This window comes from Caryophanon latum, from assembly GCF_001700325.1.
GTDB lineage: Bacteria > Bacillota > Bacilli > Bacillales_A > Planococcaceae > Caryophanon > Caryophanon latum.
In genome coordinates, this window is record NZ_MATO01000014.1 from 18,603 (window position 1) to 39,543 (window position 20,941).

The 20,941-nt window shown below is 38.9% G+C and carries 21 protein-coding genes and 2 pseudogenes; 15 read left to right on the forward strand and 8 right to left on the reverse strand.

Annotation, left to right across the window (positions count from 1 at the left end; genetic code table 11):
- The first annotated feature begins 386 nt into the window (after positions 1–386).
- A complete protein-coding gene (locus A6K76_RS03660; protein ID WP_066462219.1) occupies positions 387–1,088 on the forward strand; it encodes a hypothetical protein in 702 nt (233 codons plus the stop codon).
- 369 nt (positions 1,089–1,457) lie between these two features.
- Positions 1,458–2,450, forward strand: a complete 993-nt coding sequence (locus A6K76_RS03665; protein WP_066462221.1) for a replication initiation protein — start codon at positions 1,458–1,460, stop codon at positions 2,448–2,450.
- Positions 2,451–2,502: 52 nt separating this feature from the next.
- Here A6K76_RS03665 and A6K76_RS03670 read toward each other — a convergent pair whose 3' ends face one another.
- Positions 2,503–4,194, reverse strand: a complete 1,692-nt coding sequence (locus tag A6K76_RS03670) for a methyl-accepting chemotaxis protein (protein ID WP_066462222.1) — start codon at positions 4,192–4,194, stop codon at positions 2,503–2,505.
- Positions 4,195–4,912: 718 nt separating this feature from the next.
- Here A6K76_RS03670 and A6K76_RS03675 point away from each other — a divergent pair.
- From A6K76_RS03675 to A6K76_RS03690, 4 genes are all read left to right on the forward strand, one after another.
- Positions 4,913–6,604, forward strand: a complete 1,692-nt coding sequence (locus tag A6K76_RS03675) for a methyl-accepting chemotaxis protein (protein WP_066462224.1) — start codon at positions 4,913–4,915, stop codon at positions 6,602–6,604.
- A 15-nt stretch (positions 6,605–6,619) separates the two neighbouring features.
- Complete coding sequence (locus A6K76_RS03680; protein ID WP_066462225.1) at positions 6,620–7,075, forward strand: hypothetical protein; 456 nt, start codon at positions 6,620–6,622, stop codon at positions 7,073–7,075.
- 378 nt (positions 7,076–7,453) lie between these two features.
- Positions 7,454–7,876 carry a MarR family winged helix-turn-helix transcriptional regulator gene (locus A6K76_RS03685; RefSeq protein ID WP_066462226.1) on the forward strand — a complete coding sequence of 141 codons (423 nt, stop codon included), beginning with the start codon at positions 7,454–7,456 and terminating at the stop codon, positions 7,874–7,876.
- A gap of 12 nt (positions 7,877–7,888) precedes the next feature.
- Entirely contained in the window at positions 7,889–8,770 is an 882-nt protein-coding gene (locus tag A6K76_RS03690) for an alpha/beta fold hydrolase (RefSeq protein WP_066462228.1), read from the forward strand.
- Positions 8,771–8,888: 118 nt separating this feature from the next.
- Here A6K76_RS03690 and A6K76_RS03695 read toward each other — a convergent pair.
- Both A6K76_RS03695 and A6K76_RS03700 read right to left on the reverse strand, forming a co-directional pair.
- Positions 8,889–9,190 (reverse strand): annotated as a pseudogene (locus A6K76_RS03695) (DMT family transporter).
- A complete protein-coding gene (locus tag A6K76_RS03700) occupies positions 9,190–9,468 on the reverse strand; it encodes a DMT family transporter (RefSeq protein WP_245671950.1) in 279 nt (92 codons plus the stop codon). Before A6K76_RS03700 ends, A6K76_RS03695 begins: the two are co-directional and overlap by 1 nt.
- Before the next feature lie 465 nt (positions 9,469–9,933).
- On the opposite strand from A6K76_RS03700, the gene A6K76_RS03705 reads away from it, so the two are divergent.
- From A6K76_RS03705 to A6K76_RS03720, 4 genes are read left to right on the forward strand one after another with little or no spacing between them, the layout of a single operon-like run.
- A complete protein-coding gene (locus tag A6K76_RS03705; RefSeq protein ID WP_066462230.1) occupies positions 9,934–10,524 on the forward strand; it encodes a stalk domain-containing protein in 591 nt (196 codons plus the stop codon).
- Positions 10,508–10,789 (forward strand): hypothetical protein, encoded by a 282-nt coding sequence (locus tag A6K76_RS03710; protein WP_066462232.1) that lies wholly within the window; start codon positions 10,508–10,510, stop codon positions 10,787–10,789. The genes A6K76_RS03705 and A6K76_RS03710 overlap by 17 nt, the downstream gene beginning before the upstream one ends.
- Positions 10,790–10,814: 25 nt before the next feature.
- Complete coding sequence (locus tag A6K76_RS03715; RefSeq protein ID WP_281181408.1) at positions 10,815–11,639, forward strand: FAD:protein FMN transferase; 825 nt, start codon at positions 10,815–10,817, stop codon at positions 11,637–11,639.
- A 13-nt stretch (positions 11,640–11,652) separates the two neighbouring features.
- On the forward strand, positions 11,653–12,192 hold the full coding sequence (locus tag A6K76_RS03720; RefSeq protein WP_066462235.1) for a ferric reductase-like transmembrane domain-containing protein: 540 nt from the start codon (positions 11,653–11,655) through the stop codon (positions 12,190–12,192).
- A 49-nt stretch (positions 12,193–12,241) separates the two neighbouring features.
- Here A6K76_RS03720 and A6K76_RS03725 read toward each other — a convergent pair whose 3' ends face one another.
- Positions 12,242–13,927 carry a methyl-accepting chemotaxis protein gene (locus tag A6K76_RS03725; protein WP_066462237.1) on the reverse strand — a complete coding sequence of 562 codons (1,686 nt, stop codon included), beginning with the start codon at positions 13,925–13,927 and terminating at the stop codon, positions 12,242–12,244.
- A gap of 176 nt (positions 13,928–14,103) precedes the next feature.
- On the reverse strand, positions 14,104–15,072 hold the full coding sequence (locus A6K76_RS03730; protein WP_066462238.1) for a hypothetical protein: 969 nt from the start codon (positions 15,070–15,072) through the stop codon (positions 14,104–14,106).
- A gap of 787 nt (positions 15,073–15,859) precedes the next feature.
- On the opposite strand from A6K76_RS03730, the gene A6K76_RS03735 reads away from it, so the two are divergent.
- The 3 genes and pseudogenes from A6K76_RS03735 to A6K76_RS17260 all read left to right on the forward strand — a co-directional run.
- Positions 15,860–16,126 (forward strand): type II toxin-antitoxin system Phd/YefM family antitoxin, encoded by a 267-nt coding sequence (locus tag A6K76_RS03735; protein ID WP_066462207.1) that lies wholly within the window; start codon positions 15,860–15,862, stop codon positions 16,124–16,126.
- Positions 16,119–16,376 carry a Txe/YoeB family addiction module toxin gene (locus tag A6K76_RS03740; RefSeq protein ID WP_066462239.1) on the forward strand — a complete coding sequence of 86 codons (258 nt, stop codon included), beginning with the start codon at positions 16,119–16,121 and terminating at the stop codon, positions 16,374–16,376. Before A6K76_RS03735 ends, A6K76_RS03740 begins: the two co-directional genes overlap by 8 nt.
- A 211-nt stretch (positions 16,377–16,587) precedes the next feature.
- A pseudogene (locus tag A6K76_RS17260) lies at positions 16,588–16,677 on the forward strand (helix-turn-helix domain-containing protein); the annotation flags it as partial.
- Between the two features lie 265 nt (positions 16,678–16,942).
- Here A6K76_RS17260 and A6K76_RS16990 read toward each other — a convergent pair.
- Genes A6K76_RS16990 through A6K76_RS03755 form a run of 3 tightly spaced genes read right to left on the reverse strand, consistent with a single transcriptional unit; the run spans position 16,943 to position 18,368 of the window.
- Complete coding sequence (locus A6K76_RS16990; protein ID WP_066462241.1) at positions 16,943–17,197, reverse strand: hypothetical protein; 255 nt, start codon at positions 17,195–17,197, stop codon at positions 16,943–16,945.
- Entirely contained in the window at positions 17,190–18,008 is an 819-nt protein-coding gene (locus A6K76_RS03750; RefSeq protein WP_066462243.1) for an ImmA/IrrE family metallo-endopeptidase, read from the reverse strand. Before A6K76_RS03750 ends, A6K76_RS16990 begins: the two co-directional genes overlap by 8 nt.
- A gap of 12 nt (positions 18,009–18,020) precedes the next feature.
- Entirely contained in the window at positions 18,021–18,368 is a 348-nt protein-coding gene (locus A6K76_RS03755) for a helix-turn-helix domain-containing protein (protein ID WP_066462245.1), read from the reverse strand.
- A 1,008-nt stretch (positions 18,369–19,376) separates the two neighbouring features.
- Between A6K76_RS03755 and A6K76_RS03770 the strand changes: the two genes are divergently transcribed.
- Positions 19,377–19,907 carry a DUF3916 domain-containing protein gene (locus A6K76_RS03770; RefSeq protein ID WP_066462251.1) on the forward strand — a complete coding sequence of 177 codons (531 nt, stop codon included), beginning with the start codon at positions 19,377–19,379 and terminating at the stop codon, positions 19,905–19,907.
- Between the two features lie 192 nt (positions 19,908–20,099).
- Complete coding sequence (locus tag A6K76_RS03775; protein ID WP_066462252.1) at positions 20,100–20,666, forward strand: nucleotidyltransferase domain-containing protein; 567 nt, start codon at positions 20,100–20,102, stop codon at positions 20,664–20,666.
- Positions 20,667–20,941: the final 275 nt, after the last annotated feature.

Genomic DNA, 20,941 nt, shown 5'->3' on the forward strand with positions numbered 1-20,941 from the left:
GTTCATAAATAAATATGACAATCCCGAAAAAAGTAACTCAAAACACTTGAATGATAATGCGAGACTCGATATAATAATGCCTATATCAGCGTTCTGCGCTATATATTCAAATTTTTGAATTACCTTTCCCGAAATGCTGCATCGTATGTCTTGGATACGATAAAGCGATCAGTAAAGAGTTGGCGCTCGATACTAGTCACTGTGGAAAGGTGTTTTTTTTGTCCGTTTTTTTTTAGTTAATAGTTATATTACGTGTTCGCGGTTTTTTTTGCAAGCGAATATTTTGGAAACGATCAGGTGAGCTTGCCTGATCGTTTTTTAAGTTTTCGTGAATTGCTACGATACTAAAGATGTATGAAACATTCACAATGCAAAGGGGATTGCTAATGAACATTTCACGAAATGACGTACAAACGAAGCCGGCTTTTTTACAGCAGCACGCGATGAAGCAGCCGAATATGATGACAAAACTAGCGGAGCTGATGACGCAAAAGCTCGATGACGTGACAATTTCAGATGAAGCGAAAACGATGCTTCAGCAACTGCGCGAAGATCAAGCGGTGGAAGCCAAAACGAACGACGAACAAAAAGCATACGCCTTTCTCGACTTAGCGAAACAATCGCTGCAAGACTTAAGTGGTGATATCGATATGCATTTACACAATGTCGAGCTACTCGAAAGTGATGCGACAACAGTAGAAGAAAAAGCACAAGCATTGCACAACTTAAGCTATGTAGAAAAGGTCGCAAACTTGCGTGGTGGAGTGTTTACAGAAGACTTAATGCAAAAAGTAGTCGGGCATCATGTAACAGTTGAACATGCGCCAGACGATTTGCTACAAACGAATGCTGCATCACTCGGCTTAGACAAATTAACAGAGCAATCACCTGCGACGATGCGCGAGCGTTTATTAGCGGCAAAGGAACAGCTAGCTGAAAAAATAAAAGCATTCGATGAGGTGTCTGTACGTGTCGCTACAGATTCGACGAAAGAGCCCTTACATGAAGAAACAGAGCAAACGATCGAGCTAACAGACATACACGCATTGCTTGAGGAGCTACTGAAACGTCAGCAACAACGATTATAAGATGATGAGCTATTGCCAATGTGCGATAGCTTTTTTTAATTGAAACTTAATTCCTTATTGTTTTGATACCTAGCTTATTTCAAGTATCAGTAATGATTATTTAAATTATATTATATTTGAAAGATTAGTTACTTTAATTATATTTAACAAACGCTGGAATCCTTATGCCGCAATGGTTTCAGAAGCTTATTGATACTTTTTTCCACTTCTATTGAAACTTAATTCCTCTTCTATCGATACTTTTTTCCACTTTGTATTGATACTTGAAAAATACAAGGTATCAATAATGGTATTTTATTGACACTTCTTTTTTAATAGGTATCATTAAAAGGAGGAAATAAGTATCTTTAAAATGAGAGGATTTTGCATATGAGACATAATGAAAAACAACAATTAATCTCTTATGAAACAAGCATTCAAAAAAGTAATGAAATTTCAATGGCAAAGCTCAGTCAAGGCTTAACATTAAATCAAATGCAGTTGCTGGCATATGCGATTTATTCAACACAGAAAGGAGGAAAAACAGAATTTCAAAAATATGAATTTGAAGAAAAATTTCAATTGGATTATAAAACAGTGCATGCGAAACAAGATTGCTCAAAATTAGCAACACTCCGCATATCGACCGAGGATTTGTTAAATGACACATTCAGCTTTTGGAATGTACTTATCGGTATGGAATATGATAGAGGATTATTTACATTTACATGGAATCCTCTTTTCTTACCACATATTTTGAATTTAAAAGAGCGCTATATTACTGCTGATTTGACCATTACGTCGAAGTTTAAAAGTAGCTTCTCCTGGACGTTATATGATTATTTAAAAGCACATTACGGCTACTGGCATCGAAAGTTAACGAAAGAAGAATTAATGAGGTTGTTTTGTGTAGAAAATGTGAAAAGCTATCACGTTAATACGAGCGTTTTCAAACAAAAAGTACTAGATATAGCCATTCAAGAACTCAACGACTATACAGAATTGACAGTATGGTACGTCGAACAAAAATCAGGTCGATCAATTATCGGATTTGATATACATTGGTCAACAGGTACGAAAATTATCCAAGCAACAACAGCACAAATAGATGAACTAAAAATAATTGTGAGCGCAATTCAAAGAGATATGTTTAAATATATGGACTTGAATACAGAAAAGTATCGAAAGGAAGCTATCGATATTTTACGTAAATCAGAGGAGTTAGCAATTGTACTCGATAACATCGAAGATATGACATTTAAAGAAGCAGATTTTAATTTATTGCGTGCAAGACAGTATTTAACAAGACTAGAGCGACTCGTTAAATTAGATTTAGAAGCACCTGAAGTACCGTTTTACAATTGGTTGGAGGAGCGAGATTAAAAAGGGTACAACGCCGAATTTTCTCTCGGTGTTGTACCCTTTTTTTATGCCCTTATTTCGTTAGCTGAAAATGTGCGATCGACGTTGTTAGCTGCATGGAGCGTGTCGTTAACGTTTCGCTAATTGCGTTAATTTCTTCGATCGTTGCGACTTGCTCTTCTGTTTGCTGTGTCACGTCTTCTGCGCCATGAGCAAGCTGCTGCATGTTTGTTGCGAGAATGGTTGCCGCATTGTTTACTTGCTGTGTAGATGCTGAAATTTGTTCGGTCATATCGGTAATTTTTTCGATGTCATTCGTAATTTTGCCAAATTGACCGACGATGTTTTTGAACATGCGATCAGATTCATCGATAATTGTGACACCTTCTGATACCGTTTCCAGGCTAAGAAGCATTGAATTTTCGGCATTTTTCGTCTCGTCTAAAATGTTCGCTGTTAGCTGTGTAATCATACTTGCTGATTTTTGAGATTCTTCAGCGAGCTTGCGTACTTCATCTGCTACGACTGCGAATCCTTTACCGTGTTCGCCTGCACGAGCTGCCTCAATCGATGCGTTCAGCGCAAGTAAATTCGTTTGGTCAGAAATTTGCGTAATCATGTTCGTCATTTGTTGGATTTCTTGTGACTGCATGCTTAAGTTTTTCACGACAGATGCTGTGCCTTGTGTTGATTCATAAATCGTGTTCATTTGTGCTTTTGCTTGTGTTAAATGCTCATTACCTGAGATCGCAAGTTCACTCGCCTTTTGTGAACGGCGCTTTAACGATTGTGTCGTCCCTACGATTGTTTCAATGTCGTGCGTCGTTTGCTCCATCGATGAAGATGTTTGCTGTGATACGCTCGCAATGTCGTTGATCGACGTCGCAATTTTTTCTGTGTTTAGTGCAACGTTGCTTGATGTTGTAGCAACTTGGTTTGTGCTCGCTGTTAATTCCTCTGAAATCGCCGATAAATCAATAGCGTTATCTTTACATACGAGAATGATTTCTTGGAGTGACGCTTTCATTTTGTTAAATGCAGCACTTAGTTGACCAACTTCATCTTTTGTTGTTGTATGGATATCTGGCACGTCTAAGTTCCCGTCTGCAATTTGTTCAGCGCCTACTGCTAACGTGCGCAGCGGTCGTGAAATCGTCTTGTTTAATGTTACACCAATGGCGATTGCAATAACTAAACTAATAATGCTAATGATGACTAATGTAACGATGCCGCTTTTTACCCACGAATCCGTCTCATTTGCTGTGACAGTGAAACGATCTTGTAACGTATCTAAAATCGATTGTGCAGTCGCTAACATTTCGTTGTTTGCCACTTTTGCTTCATTTGTAATCAATTGAATTGCTCGTTCTTGGTCTTTGTTCGCAACAGCTGTTGTAATATGCTCTGCTGCTTCGTTGAAAGTTAGATTATTTTCTTGCATGCCTGCAATGACTTCTTTAATTTCTTCTGATTGCGCGAAGTTATATAAGTCCACTAGCCCTTGATCGACTGTTTTTTGTATATTTTCAAACTCACGCAATGTTGTGTCGTCTTGCTCTAGTACATATTGGCGCAGTTGAATTCCTTGCATTGCGATGTTTTGTTGTAATTCAGATGTTAAATACACACCTTCTAAATCAAATGAAATCATGCCTGTGTATTCATTATTTACTTTTGAAATTTCAATATAACTATATACAGAAATACCGAAAATAAAGAAAATTAAAATACCGAATGACAGCATAATCTTTTTACTGATTTTCATGTCGATCGCTCCTCTTTTGGTCAAAAAAGACTAGTTATTCATGTAATATAGACTGTAGAAATGATTACTATCTATACGGCTCTATACATTCATGTCGTAGGAATCATTATATGTATATACATTTCAGAAATCCATACTTTTTTTACCTATTAGCGAGACTTTAGTTTTATAATCAGTATAAAAAGCCTATTTGTCACAAAAAATTACGTATTTTAGTACTTATTTACATGTTTATATATTATTGGCTCTTCACTATAACTTGGGGTTGCTTTTCACGTCGAGGCAGGCTTTCCGCGGGCGCGGCTCCAGCCTTCTCGTCGTTCGTGCCTCACGACTGCGGGGTCTTGAGGAGGCAATCAGCGCCACTACACGAGTCACCGCCTTCATGACCAACATCGTGTTCGCCGCCGAGCCCCAGGAACGCGAGCCGCAATACGTACCCTGCCAATTTAATGGCTAATCAACACGCGTGTCAGAGCAACATAGAAAATGAAAAGTGACAATATGACAGTTTTTGTACGATCTTTTGTTAGCATAGGCTTTAACTACGAATTTAGTCGCAATTATCTATTCACATTGTATAAATAGATGCATTACGACAACGATAGAACTAGAAAATTTTAATTTTTTTATCTTTAAATTTGAAAATAATATATAAAAAGTAGTAAAAATGGTTTAATATGTGCATATATGTGTACAAAATTAAAGGAGTATAAAAATGAAAATCAAACAATTATTAACAATTACATCATGTGTGTTAGCAGTTTTAATTATAGCGTGTAGCTGGAGCTTGTTTTCTTTAAAAAATCATATGGCGGAAGAAGTTGAAACGTTACAGCTAGACAAAGAGCTCGAAATACTTGCAACGCAGCTTCAAGGCGCATCTGATTATTTAACGAATGAAGTACGTGCGTATACGCAATTTGGTGAAACCGTTCATTTTGATAATTACTGGCGCGAAGTAAACGAGACACAAACACGTGAGTTCGTTGTGAATCGCTTAAAAGAGTTACAAGTACCAAATGAGCTGCTTAATTTAGTCGAGGAAGCTCAAAGTAAATCGAATAGTTTAATCACATTAGAGGAGCAAGCGATGGCAGCTGTTGAGGCAAATGACTTAACGTTAGCGCGAGAGCTTGTATATGGAAGCGATTACGCAGACGGAAAAGCGATGATTGCGGAACCGTTAACTCAGTTTAGAGAAGAATTACAGCAATGGACAGATGAACAAATTATGCATGCCCAACAAGCTGTACAAACGAATATGTGGCTATTAACGATTTTATTATCATCCGTTGTCGTTACATTTGTATTAACATTTATCTTATTATTCAAAAAATTAGCGCCATTACGCCCACTTGCGGCCATTTCGGAGCGTTTTGCTTCAGGGAATATTCATTTTACACCGGTTGAGGTCACAGGTAATGATGAAATTGCGACGTTATCACGTTCATTCAATGCGATGGCAACGTTACTTCGAGAAGTGTTATCAACAGTGCATCATGCGAGCGATCATTTAGCGGCATCTTCTATACAGCTAAACGCAAGCATCGAGCAAACGAACACAGCAACAGCGCAAGTAACAGGAGCGATTGAGCATGTAGCAAGCTCATCAAGCGAGCAAGCTGTGCATATTGAAAAAAGCAGCAACGCAGTGCAAGACGTGCTGCAAAACATTCAGCAAATCGAGCAATCTGTACATGAGGTCGCGTCGATTTCTGAGGAGACGACATCGCAATCAATGCACGGCGAAAAACAACTACAAGAAGCTGTCATGACGATGCAAGTAATTGAAAAAACAGTTGACGATACGGCGAAATTTGTTGAGCAATTACGTGTGCGCTCAGGTGAAATCGGTGAAATTATTACGGCGATTACAGCCATTTCAGAGCAAACGAACTTGCTTGCGCTGAACGCGTCGATCGAAGCTGCACGTGCAGGCGAACATGGAAAAGGCTTCGCAGTTGTAGCGAACGAAGTGAAAAATTTAGCGACACAATCAAACGAATCAGCACAGCGCATTTCAAACATTATTGGCGCGATGCAGCAAGAAACAGCTGCAACCGTTCAGCAAATGGAAAGCGTCTTTACCGAAGTTCACCGCGGTGTGGCGACGATTGAAGAAACAGGTAGCTCATTCTCACACATTTTATTATCGTCAAAGGACGTTACTGAAAAAGTACAAAACATGTCGCATATTACAACACAAATTGCGGCACATGTCGCGACTGTTGCAACATCAATCGAAGGTGTACACGAGTTTGCGCAACGAACGACAGAGGAGGCGCACAACGTTTCTGCACTGTCACAAGAGCAGCTTGCGACGATGCACGAAATTACAGCTTCTACAGACGACGTTGCACATTTAGCGAAAGAATTAAACCGTGAGCTGATGAAGTTCACATTATAAGTTAGGAGCGTTAACATGTTAAACAAACTAAAAGCAAGCTTAAGCGCTGCAAAAGAAGATAAAGCAATTACAATTCCAATTGGCGCATCTGCATTTAACGCCATTTTAAAAAAGTACCCAATTGAAGCGATTGACGAGGCAACTGTTTCAATTAAAGACGGTATTTTCATCGTCAATGGAACGACGAGCATTAAAAAGTTCGGCTTCTCAAAAGAATTGAATTTCGAGCTACAATTAAAGCCTGTACACGCGGAAAATCGCACGTTGCAGCTAGAGCTCGTAAAATTAAAACCACTTGATTTCAACCAAATTAACAAACGCATTTTGCAGCGCCCACCGGTTGTAACGTATGATGATCGTCGCGTATCAATTGATTTAAACGCGATTGACGTTGTAAGCAAAGTACCGTTTGGCAAAATTAAAAGCTTCGAGGCAAAAGGTGACAAATTGTTCGTTGCGCTCGGTTTGTAATATAGACAAAAGCTTGCTTTATTTCTCGGTCGAGGAATGAAGCAAGCTTTTTTGTAACTTTTCACTCGATGTAACGTATCATGTGTTGTGATTTTTGCCTAGTACAAAAGGTGAAAATGGAAGCGACAGTCTAGATGTTATAAATTGTGGTTCATCACCGTAAGCTCGGGTTGACGTTTGAACATGAATGTTGCTTGGAACAAGAGGCGGACTCCAGCGGGAAAAGCATGAGCTTGAGACTACAGGCTCAAGCCATGCCCGCGGAAAGCCTGCCTCGGCGTGGAAAGCAACCCCAAGTTATGGTGAAGAGCCTAAATTGTTGCTTTTTGTATAATTGAGCTTTATAGTTAAGGTAACTTAATTATAAAGGGTGATTATATGCGTACAGAGCTAATTGAAACGATTAACGTGCTGCAAAAGCAATTGAACGTGCGACTAGCAACGAAATTTGAAAAGATGATGGATAACGAGCTGACAGCAAAGCAAGTGTTAATTTTAGAACTTGTGCGTATCGGAAAGACGTCCTCAACGGAGCTTGCTGAACACGCACAAGTATCGACAAGTGCGATTAGCCAGTTGCTAAATAAGCTGGAACATCAAGGTTACATTGTACGTACGATCAATCCGACAAATCGACGCAAAATCGATATTGCGCTCGGAGATAAAGCCGTTGCGTATTTTGAACGAACGATGGCGCTCGACCGAGAAATTAATGAAAGCATGTACGGTCAACTACCAGAAGAGGATTTACAGGCGCTGGTGACAATTTTACAAAAGTTACTGCGCATTGCAGAAGCATAGGGGGATGTAACGATGCAGGAAAATACGATGATGTTACGCGATGGACGAACGTTAGGATATGATGTGTACGGTGATCGACAAGGTGTGCCGCTCATTTTATTACACGGTACACCAGGGTCACGCGTTTGGTTTTTAGAAGATGATGAAACGGCAAAGAAGCTTGGTGTCTATTTAATTGCGACAGATCGACCAGGCTACGGCTTATCGAGTGCGTTGAAAAATCGAACGCTGCTTCATTATGCGAATGATATTGAACAGCTTGCGAATCATTTACAGCTCGATACGTTTGCGCTACTTGGTGTGTCGGGTGGTGGAGCGTTTGCGGCTGCGATTGCACATCGTTTGCGAGAGCGCGTCACAGTGTGTAATCTCGTATCAACTGCGACACCGTTCATTAACGGTAAGCCGTCGAAATATATGGCGAAGGAAAATCGCATCGCCTTTTTCCTTTCAAAGCATTTGCCGTTTATTATTAAATTGTCGAACAAAGCACAAAAGAAAATGATCGATACGAACCCTGAAAAGTTTAAGGACATTATGAAAAAAAGCGGTAGCCATTTAGCGAAATGGGATAACGATTTGCTGCAGCGCGATGATATTTTAAATACAACAGTTGTACATAATGCACAAGCGTATCGTCAAGGGGTTGATGAAGTCATTTACGAGTCGAACTTGCTTGCAAAGGAATGGGGCTTTGCGGTAGAGGACATCGATGTGCCTGTGAACATTTGGCACGGCGAGGAAGATACGTTGTCACCAATCGAGGAAGTGAAACTGCTCGCACAAAAAATACCACATTGCCAAACGTATTACATTCCAAAGGCGGGGCATTTTTTAACGGAGCATGACGAGCTGTGGGAGCGCATGTTAGCAACTGTGGTCGAGCGACGTTAATTGGTTATACAATGTTATACTTTATTCTACTTCTTTATACTTTGTTATATAAGTTTATACTTTTGTTGCAAGTATATAAAAACGAGCCGTTCAACAGGTGGACAGCTCGTTTTTTTTGTTACGCTAAAAACTTTAATCCAACGACTGCGTCAATAATTAAAGCGATGCACACGATTCGCTTCCAATCTTTTCCCTCGTTATAAAAAAACATGCCGACAAGTGCGCCACCTGATGCCCCAATGCCTGTCCAAATCGCATACGCTGTCCCCATCGGAATTGTTTCCATCGCATAAGCGAGTAGTATGAAACTGATGCCAAACGAAAGAACGAGCAATCCGATTGTTTTTTGACGACTTCATTAATCATCGTAATGCCGAGCATTTCAAAAATCCCCGCAGCAATTAACGCAATCCAATCCATTAATGAGCACCTGCCTTTTCAGAAGACGAAAGTAATTTTAGCCCTAATACACCGACTAGCAAAACCCCAATTAACACAATTTTAATGAACTGAAACGGCTCATTGAAAAAAATCATTTCAACAATTACGGTGCCAGCTGTTCCAAGTCCGACGAACACAGCATAGCATGTACCTACAGGAATTTTGGAGCTGGCGTAAATAAGTCCACTAAAGCTAATGACGATCGCTAAAACAGTAGCACTCCATTCAAATAAGTTAGACGAATGTTTTAACCTCATTACCTATCCGATTTCAAACAATGTAGAGGCAATGACAATCCACCAATATTTGTTCATGTAGTAACCTCATTTCATGTAAGTGTTAGGAGCCTATTCCCTTAATACAGTTTCCTAAGCTGAAATGCTGGCTGACGTGTATTAGATTATACAAAGTTATAATTCCTTATACTTTTTTATACTTATTTGTACATATATTATGCTTATTGCCGAAAATGATCGTCCACATTTCATTCTGTTCCACGCACCATCTTTATTTCTTTCAGGAATTTTTGCATCGCTTAGCCACAAGTTTTTCCTTAATACAACATTTATATGCTACAACATGTATAATTTTTTCTACAATGCTGCTTAAATGACAAATATTTCTTTTAATTCATACTATTTCTGTCTATTTTTCAAAATTGCCGTCCGTTGCCGTATGTTTTCACTATAATTGAGAATGGATTGAGAATAAGGGGGAGACATATGAAACGAAAGTGGATTGCGAGTACGGTATTAGCATGTGCCACAGCTGCGGCAATTACGTATACAGTATTGCAGCCGAACGATAGCGTAGCGCAAACAATTCATGCACAATATCTCGAAAGTGAGCAACTCACATTTGAGGAAGTAAAAAGCGATGGCACAAATATGTGGTCGATGTGGAAACGTGATTTATCGCCGAAAGAGGCAGACTTGCCGATTGCATCCAATCAAGCCGTTACGTTTTTGTTAGAGGATCGTGAAGCGACGATGAACGTGCGTATTTTAGATGGGCAGTTAACGGTAACCGCGAAAGAAATCGCACAGTTTTTACAAATCGAGCGCGAATTTTATACAGAAAGCTTAATTTTACAGCTTGCAAAAGGTGATCAGACACTCGTGTTTCGTGGCAATACGGAAATTGTGTACGAAAACGGCGTGAAAACACCATCTTCTGCTCAAGCGTTACAAAAAGGGCAAGATTTACTCGTGCCGATTAACGTTGTCGCAAATGGTTTTGGCTATAAGCTGAAATGGAATGAGCAGCAACGAGCAATTGTTTTGGAGGAAGCAACAGATGACAACGAAAGATAATAAAGCGATGATGGTCGACAAAAAACGAGCGCGTTGGATATTAGGGGCAAGTGGTGTCGCTGTAGCAGCTGCGCTTATGACGCAAATACAGTACGCAGAAAGTAAAGATGACGTCATGCCACCGCTGCGTGATGAATGGATAAGCCATAGCGACTATTTATCGCTAGAGCAAGATGAGCAAGTGTTATTGACGCTTGATTGGACGCCGTTTGAAAGCGACAAACCGATCGCTTTAAATACGGATCGCAAAACGAAAGCATCATAAAATGGAAACACTCACATTGCATTTAATGGATACGGAAATTTATATCGGTGTCCAGTTTGAGGAACCGATTTCATGGAGACCGCTGATGACGACATGGTTTCATTACGTGGCGAATGAATGGTCGCGCTTTCGAGAGGACAATGAGCTACATGCGTTAAATACGTTGCCAATCGGGGAATGTTTACAGCTCGCATCGCCGCTCTATGAATGCTTGCAGCTTGCACATCATTCATATGAGCAAACGAACGGTTTATTTTCACCGTATTTAAAAAGGCAAATTGAAGCACATGGTTATAAGCGAACGTTTGCGCAGTTGGACGAGACGAGTGAGCGTGTGCCAAACATTTGTCCAGCGCCACTACAGTTTTGTGGACAGAACACGATTAAAAAAGTAAACGATGCGACAGTGGATATTGGGGGCATCGCAAAAGGGTACGCTGCGTTTTATGCCGCAAAATGGCTTCAGTCGTTAAGTACGACGTCATTTGGCATTGTCGATGTAGGCGGCGATATGGAAATGTGGTCGCATACAGACAAAGTGTGGTCGATTGGCATTGCACACCCGCACGACGAGGCACAAACGATTGCGACGCTGACGCTTCAAAACGGTGGCATTGCGACGAGCAGCACGGTCAAAAGAAGCTGGGCAAACGGCAAAAAGCATCATTTGTTAAACGGGCAAACGGGGCAAATGATGACAAATGATAAACTGCAAATTACGGCCGTTGCCAAGCATGCATATATTGCTGAAGTGGCGGCGAAAACAAGCTTTTTTACAGAGAAGGCGAGGGAACATTTTCGTCATGTTCCGCGCTACATCGTGACGACGAACGGCTACTACGCCGAGTGAAGGGAGGATTTTTATGTTAGCAAATACGTGGGATTGGATTCGTCTTTGTGGATTTTTAAGCTATTATTTTTTTACGATTTCAGCAATTTGTGGCATCATTCGAAAGTCAGCTTGGCTGAAATCCAATAAAAATTTACTGTTTCAATTACATACGTTAGCGGGCTGGCTAGGGCTATTTATGCTTATCGGTCATATGCTTATTTTGCTCATTGATTCGTACATGCCGTTTACGCTATTTGATTTGTTCGTGCCGTTTTTAACCGATTATGAAACGTTCGGTACGAGTTTAGGCATCATTGCATTTTACTGCTTTGCGATTGTGCTGTATACGTCGGACGTGTCGATTTTCAACATGAAATTTCCTATATGGAAGAAAATTCATTTCATCGTATTTCCAGCATGGGTGATGTCACTCGTACATGCGATCATTGCAGGTTCAGACAGTCAATCACCGGGCGTCATTACGTTTTATGCGCTGTCAGTCGTGAGCATCGTCGTGTTATTATGCTTACGAAGTAAAGGAAAAGCACGGGTACAAGCTGCAACAAAGTAAGCCGCCAAAAATGCCTACATCGCGTGTACGGACGATGTAGGCATTTTCGTTATATTTTAAAGCGTTGCACTTCGTTTTGTAGCTGTGTCGCATTGTCTGAAAGGGCGGTCGCGACACCACTTACTTCTTGCATCGTCGCCGTTTGCTCTTCCATCGCAGCCGCAATCGAATCAATGCTTGCCGATGTTAGTTCAGCTCCGTTCGCAATTTCGTGCACCGAAGCTGTCACTTCCTCAGCGCTTGCGGATAGTTGCTCAGCCGTTGCCGATATTTCTTGAATTTGAGCGGACATGTCGTTCACTGCATGTGTAATGTTGCCAAACGATTGACCTGCTTCGTTAATGATTGTCACGCCTTGCTCAACGGAACGAATCGCATTTGACACAGCGGTTGTGACATCTGCTGTGTCTTTTTGAATTGCAGACGTTAGTTGTACGATCGATTTTGCGGACGTATTCGAATCTTCTGCTAGCTTTTTCACTTCATTCGCTACAACCGCAAACCCTTTTCCGTGATCGCCTGCTCGTGCAGCTTCAATGGACGCATTTAACGCGAGTAAGTTTGTTTGCTCGGTAATGCTCGTAATCGCATTTGTCATGACTTCAATTTCTTCTGTTTGCTTCGCTAATTTGTGGACGAGATCGTTAACGAATATCGTCGAGTCATTAATCGCTTCCATTTGACGTTTCGCCTCGTGAATAATTTCTACACCATTTTCGGCTGTTGTGCTTGCATGCATTGACGACTGATTTAACGTTTGCGCAGCTTCTGCAATACGCTGAACACCTTGTGACGTTTCTTCCATCGCACGTGCACTTTCTAAAGAAGATTGTGAAGCGATTTTAGACGTATCGGATGTCATTTCAATTTGACGTGACACATCTTCTGTCGTTGCCGATACTTCTTCTGTGCTTGCGGATAATTGATCGGCTGCTGTGCTTAGTTGCACCGCATTTCCTTGTATGTTGCGCACTAAGCTCGTTAAATTCGATTTCATTTGGTTAAATGTCATCGCTAATTGCCCGATTTCGTCTTTTGTATGTATTGTCAGTTCTTCATGTGAAAAATCACCATTTGCCATATAGGTTGCCTTTTCGGTTACAGCATTTAACGGCGCAACGATTGTGCGTTTTACGTAGAAAATTAAAAAAATTACGATCGCAAAGCCAACTACGATGGAAATGAATGAGATAATTTTAGATGCTGAGATTTCAGAAGCTGTTTTACTTTTTGCGCTTTCGATATCCCCTCGTTGAATGTCAATCATTTGTCCAGCTACAGTGGAAATGCCTGTATTTGCCTCGCGTAACGGACCGTTAATATGAGCTAACGCTTCCTCACGTTTCCCTGCTTCGATAGCTGCAATGGCATCGGCTAAAGAAGTATTAAATGCGTTATTATATTGTTCAGCTTCTTTCGTTAACGCAATCATATCTTCTCGCACCGAGCGCTCTTTTAATAACTTAATGCTTTCATCAACATTGCTTGCATATAGCTGCAACGTTTCTTTATTTTCATCTGAGCTTTCTAAAAAATAGGCGCGTAAAAATAAGCCTTGTGTCGCCATATTGTATCGCAAATCTTCGACTAATATGAGCTGCTCCACATTGTGGTCAAATGCATATTGTTGTTGCTGTTCGATATTTTCTAAATTGAAAAAGTTAAGTGTCGCTGTAATGCCCATTACGATAATGATGGAGTAAAAAGCCATCTTCAGTTTCGTTCCTACGTTCATTTACCATTCCCCCCACTTTAATGTTAAAAATTAACTATATATTAATAGTAACATCATCGTGTAAACGGATAAACGTTTATTTACAAAATAGGTGTCAAAACGAGAATGACGATTACTTTATTACGAATGTCGTTGCATTTTTTTGCGCACGGAAGAACAGCAACTATATGATCGCTTTAGCTACGGTCTTCTAACCAATTGTACTCCCCTGGTGCTAATGATACGCCTTCAAAATCTCTGTACATTTCTTTCATCGTTTCTTTATACTGTTTGAACTCTTCGCTGTACTTGTAGTCATGGTGTTTTGCCATATTGTTGAGCGCCGCAAATACATAGCCTTTTAGTTTGCCATACGTAACGTTTAGGTAACGTTTGTGCATAATTGTTTCTGAGACAAATTTAGAAATTAACGTTGTCCATTGCTTTTTGTTCCAGCGTCCGATTTTGAATTCGTTGTAGTATTCGTTTGCGGTGTTTGTCAGTAAACGAATTGCTTCGTGTTCATTTGTGATCGGTTCATTCGCTTTACGTTGCTGTTCGACTTGTTGAGCGATGTCGTCAACGTCAATGACTGGTTGTTGTATGTTTTTAGGAATAGATGGAGACATATTTTGAGCCGTCCCTTGATAATTGGCAATTGCTAATTCATTTGATAATGTATTTTTTTTATTATTAGTTTGTTTATTATTAGTGTCTGAAATGGAGACATGTTGTTGTTCAGATGTCGGCATAGTAGATTGCTCGATTGTGGCAATCTGATTAGAACAAGCTTCGTCGCTATGTACATCTGTGTTTTCAACAGGCTCGGCGTCCGAAACAAACAGTTCATCGAATTTATTCGTAATGTGGAAATAGCGCTTTGCTGGTAAGCCGTAACGTTTCGTTTCGATGAAGCCTTCTTGTTCTAACAATTTAATCGCTTGAGCTTGAGCCCCTTTTTTGATTGTTGTTTTGTCTTCTAAGTCTTCGATTGTACAGAAGAACCACGCTTTGCCACCGATCATCGTTAACTTATTGCGTCCTGCCCAATAGTTGAATGTGCTCAGTAATTCGCCGTAAATTGTTGTTGGGATTAGCCCGACTAATTTTGCTAATGTTTTGTTTACCATAATAAAGCCTTTGTTCATTGTCAGTTCATTTGTCATTGTCAATTGCTCCTTTTCGGGAACGCAAAAACGCCTACATCGTAATTTAATGCGATGCAGACGTCTTGAATGACATATTTACAGAAAGTGTTTTCCAAAAAGCTTGAACGATTGAATAAAACTTGTTATGATGTGTCTGTACAAGTTTACTCGTTAAGCTTGTATGGGAAAACACCTTCAGTAAGCTGCATCGTAGGTTTGGTACGATATGGCGAATAGTCAAGGACGGCAATCCGAAACTATTCACGCTGAAGGTTTTTTTTCACGTTCGTTTTGATTTGTTAAAATTAATACTAGATGTTGAGGGAACTTTTTGCAAGAAAATATTTTTTTGAGTGTTACATATTCGTCCTGTTTCGCGTGCTGCTAACGTGAAACAGGTTTTTTTGCGTTGAATGAAAAGGAGTGATTTTCTTATACATGCTTATACTTTGTTATAAAAAATTATATTTCTTTATACTTTTATATACATACGGAAGAAAAGGCTTCATTAAAAGGTCATCGAGGGAGTCGTGGCGAAGTAGTAAAGGCTGAATACTTTATGTTGGATATGCCAAATATAAAAGGGAAATATTACTTTCCATACTAGCGTTCTCACGCGCATCTGACAAATATTTTCCAGAATTTCGACAACAATAGGAGAATCGGTGTGAAAATGCACCTTCCCAGACGTATACCGAAACACCTACACGAATGCCCAATATCCGTCAACGTGACGTTTGTCAAATACATCAAAATGAATTATAATTATTTGTACAATATATCGTACAACTAGGAGGTGCTTTCGATGGAAGCTATTGCGTATTCTAATTTCCGCCAAAATTTACGTGGCTATATGCGACAAATCAACGAAGACTCGGATACATTCATTGTGACAACGAAAAATGTAGAAGATACGGTGGTTGTGATGTCAAAACGTGACTATGATGCCATGCAAGAAACGTTACGCACATTATCGAATAACTATGTAATGGACAAAATTCGTCGCGGCGATGAACAATTTCAGTCTGGACAAGGGACAGTACGTGAATTAATCGAGGTCGAAGATGATTAAAACCTGGTCAGATGATGCTTGGTCAGATTATATGTATTGGCATGATCAAGGAGATAAAAGTACAATCAAAAAAATTAATCGCTTAATTAAAGACATTGACTGTAATCCATTCGAAGGAATTGGCAAGCCTGAACCGTTAAAGTATGAGTTGTCGGGCAAATGGTCGCGTCGAATCACAGATGAACATCGATTAATTTATCGTGTAGAGAACAATACGATTTATATTTATTCTGTGAAAGATCACTACTAAACCAATCAATGTTTAAGCAGCTACGCATAAATCGCGCAGCTGCTTTTCTTTCTAATCTTTCAAAGGAACAGAGTTCTTTCTAAAAGTTCTAATGCTGAATTAGGTTTTATAACTTGAATTTACACTTTAAGTGCAACACCAAAAGAGACGCATCGATTCAAACCTAGTAAAATAGTGTTTACGACGACAACTATTGAAAGGAATGAACGCAATGAGCCTCTATACACATCTTACCATAAACGAACGCGAACAGATATTTCTTCTTTCTGCTCAAGGGCATTCGATTCGAGCGATTGCGAAAAAAGTAAAAAGAAGTCCTTCTACAATTAGCCGAGAACTCGCGAGAAATCAAGATAAACGAAACGATTCGCCTTCAACTGCTCAACATAACTATACGAAAAGAAAAACAAACTGTAGTCGCAAACGCCTGTTAGACAACGCTGAATTAAAAGCGCTTGTTAAAAAATTGTTTTTACATGAGAGTGGTCACGAGAACAGATCGCCAATCGCATTCAGTTCGAGAAAGCCGCTTTTACGATTAGTTTTACTACCATTTATCGGGCAATTTATCGAGGTGATTTTTCAAGCGGTGAAGGAAGTGTACTTAAATCAACGACTTCTGCTTTTCCTTTCGCAATCAACCGATCGATTTGCTCTTTCACACTGCGAGGCGTTAAAATCTCTTGCTCGTATATATGTCGATGTATATAAATTTTTCCGACTAATGCGCCTACATAATCTTCAATTACATTCACACTTGTCCATTGTCCGAGTTTAAAAGAAAAGTCCGAATCTAATAATGCTTTCTCCCATTTAATCATCGCAGTCCTCTAATAGCATCGACATGTCATCTGCTGTCATTTCAGGATAGCCGAAATCACCTGGTGTTTGATTGGCTAGTGCTAAATATTCTCTTAACTCGGCATAAGAGATTTTTTCGTCATCATACGCTCTCAGTACATGTTCAATATAACCATCGAGCATAATGACGTTTGAGCGTTGCTGTGAATCTAGCGGCAATTGCGAAACCTTCATTTGATACACGACACCTTGCGAAGGATCTCGATCTGGAACGATTAAAAATTGCTGACATTGTTTTTCAGAAATAAAACCGATTTCAAATAAACGCAACACGAGTGTTTTATAAGGCACTTGGAAAATAGGAATTAACTTAACTATATCCTTTAACGCAATCGTTTCTCGGCGAATTTGCAGAGCATTCAATTGCTGGCGCAGAACTAGCTCTGGAACAAGAAACATAGCAGCGAAACGATTTGCCATCTTCTCACTTCGTTCAACTGGCTCTTCTTCAAGTGTTCGATTCAACAACATTTCAATTTCGTTAAGTCGTTGCTTTTCATACCAAATATGATACAGTTCATGAGCTGCCGCAAAGATTTGTTTATCGTGTGGTATATAGCTATTGATATAAGAAAACAATTGCCCCTTTTTCTGACAAACAAATGCACATAGCTCATCGTCTTCAATCGGATAGTGCATAAAAGTTGTTTCGTTTTGTAAAATACGAAAAATTTGTTCTCGGACAATTTGATTCGTTAATTGTAAGCGACCTAGCTGTTCATTCACCCGTTGATCGAGAAGTTTAATATCTTCTGCGGTTAATTCATTCATCGTCCAATCTCCTTACTTCGCAATTTCTTTAATACGAAGCATTTGCTCCATAATGTGGTCTAAGAAACGTAGCTTTTCTTTCGTCTGCTCATTTTCAGTTTTCCCCATCATGTAAAGTACAGGGTCTGTAATTGGCGCAGCTGGTTGAACTTCGCCAACAAGCTGATCCGTTGAAATCGATAATGCTTTCGCAATTTGTTGAATTTCCATAGCATTAATTGCTTTCTTCCCTTGAATAATTTTATTCATTACTTGGGGGGATACGTTAATCTGCTCAGCAAATTCTTTTTGAGATACATTGTATTGATTCAAATACGATTGAATTCGTTCTCCAATCAATTCATATAATGATTTCACCATAAATCCATCCTTTCTAGTCATACTCCCATTATATGCGTTCGCAAAACAAAATACATATATTATTGATTTTAAAAGAAAATTAAATTAAAAATAAACATTTTATTTATTGATAAAAATAAATTTCATTCCATCAATGTATATCATGCTATTATAAAAATATATTTATCTATATCTAAATCAAGCGTGTTGATTAGCCATTCAACTGGCATTTCGCGTATGGCGGCTCGCTTTGTCTCTGCGATTACTCGAGACAGATAAATTCCTGGGGCTCGGCGGCGAACACGATGTTGGTCATGAAGGTGATGCCACATGGATGTGGCGCTCATCACCTTCCTCATGCCTCCGCACCGCTCCTACGTCGCGGCTTACGGGGTCTTGAGGCACGAGCTTTTCCCCAAGGAGTCTCGCCGCACGCTCCCATGCCACTACAATGCTGCATTCATGTCAGTTTTGCTACTGAAAACAACAGATTCAGCTTTATAAAAATGGCTAATCAACAGACCTGATAATTTTTTAATTTTTATTAGGTTTGGTCTGAAACTATTTTATAACCTCCATTTAGCCGGAATTAGTGAGTTTTAGGCGCAACCTAATCAGTTTACAAATGGCAATATTTCGTCTTTTCAACTACATTAACTGGTAAAGGAGAAATTATGTGAATCAAATTATAAAAATCAATTTTATTAGTATCTTATATGCTTTATCACTATTTATTCCAATTGAACTTATAGCCAACATATATCGTATTAGTAGGCTGACCGAATGGAATTTAAATGTTGTTAGCGTTATTATTCTTGTAACTACCTTATTAGTATTTGTCTTCTCGACACTATTAGTTTTTCACCTTACAAAACGATGGATATTAAATAAAAAAATCGCTTACTCATTAACTCTTTAGTATGGATCCATTTGATGGGACAATGTATAAAGGACCTGTAAATGGTCGTACTATTAAGCTGTAAGAAATAAGTGGTATTATTACGTATTTAGAAAGTGGTGTCAAACTGTATGAAAAAGCAACGAGGCTTAAAAAGAAAAGTTCGTAATGTGCTTTTAGAAATCAAAAAAAAAACCAAGAATTTCCCAACTGAATTTTATAATGACTCTTATTTCAATTTTTATGTGCCTGCTTCTAGTGATCTATTAAATTATTCAAATAAGGTGCGTTCTCAAATCTTACAAGAGATGATTGATAGTACACTTTATTTAATTCAAAATAAACTTCCGGGTTATTCTGACGTATTAATTACATTATTAATTAGACCTGAAGAAATTAGAAATACTCAGATTATTATTCATAAAAATATAGAAAGTTATCAAGATTTTTATATTAGAGATTCATTATGGCAACGTTGGGAAGTTGTTAATCCTGAATATGACATTAAAAAAACTCTAAATATAAATTACTCTACAAATATGGATCTAGTAAGTATGCAAGAAGTTTTACTTGAAGATGAGTATGAAGTATCTAATAGATTTTTTGTTATAGGTGAAATCATACCTGAAGTTTTTTCTCTAATAAGTAGTAACAAAGAGTAGCGTTACAAATATACGCTTGTCCAACATCTGTATTTTGCTTTTGACATTTGGAACCTCAGATTAAGCAGTTAGACACTCATTGTCTCAACTGCTTTTTGTTTCCCAAACAGCGCTTTGGGAACCTTAATAAGGAATTGGAATTTAAAGTGGAAATGGTATGATGGAAAGATGAATTTTTCAGGGGGAATTTTAATGTTATTTGAACAATGCCAAAGTATTATTTCACTAATGAATAGTTTTAATAAAACTTGGTTCATTGCTGGTGGATGGGCAATTGACCTTTTTTTAGGAAAAGAAACAAGAGAACACAAAGACTTAGAGATTGCTTTATTCCGAAAAGACCAACTAAATTTAAAAGAATATTTAAAAGAATGGGATTTTAAAAAAGTGGTAAAAGGTGAGTTCCATAATTGGGGAGATGAGTTTTTAGAGTTACCTACTCACGAAATACACGCTACTAATAAACTGAATGGAGATAATATAGAAATTCTACTAAATGAAACGAAAGATAATAATTGGATATTTAGAAGGGATTTAAGAATTTCCTCGCCACTTGATTTAGTATGGAGTTATTCTGATACAGGCATCCCTTACCTAAACCCAGAAATTGTACTTTTATATAAGGCGAGGAATACAAGAGAAAAAGACCATCAAGATTTTTACACTATAAAAGACTATCTCGATAATGAAAAAAAACAATGGCTACGGTCTGCACTTGAACTGCACGAACCCGGGCATAAGTGGATTCAATTTTTATAAAAACATTTTTTGAATGGCTTATACACCTCATAATTAAATAACGTTCCCAAATCAAAGTTTGGGAACCTCGACAAAACCCACAAATCGTTGATACAGCAACGTTTCGTGGGTTTCTTTGTGTTCATCCGTTATACAGCTTTTTATGCAACGTCCACCAAACACTGGTACAGCAACCTTCGACAAAATTCAACATTTGTCGAAGGCTGCATATAATCGTGCATACATCGTCGCTTACTACCGCATTTCGGTGATAGCGCTCTAACGTTGTAAATCTG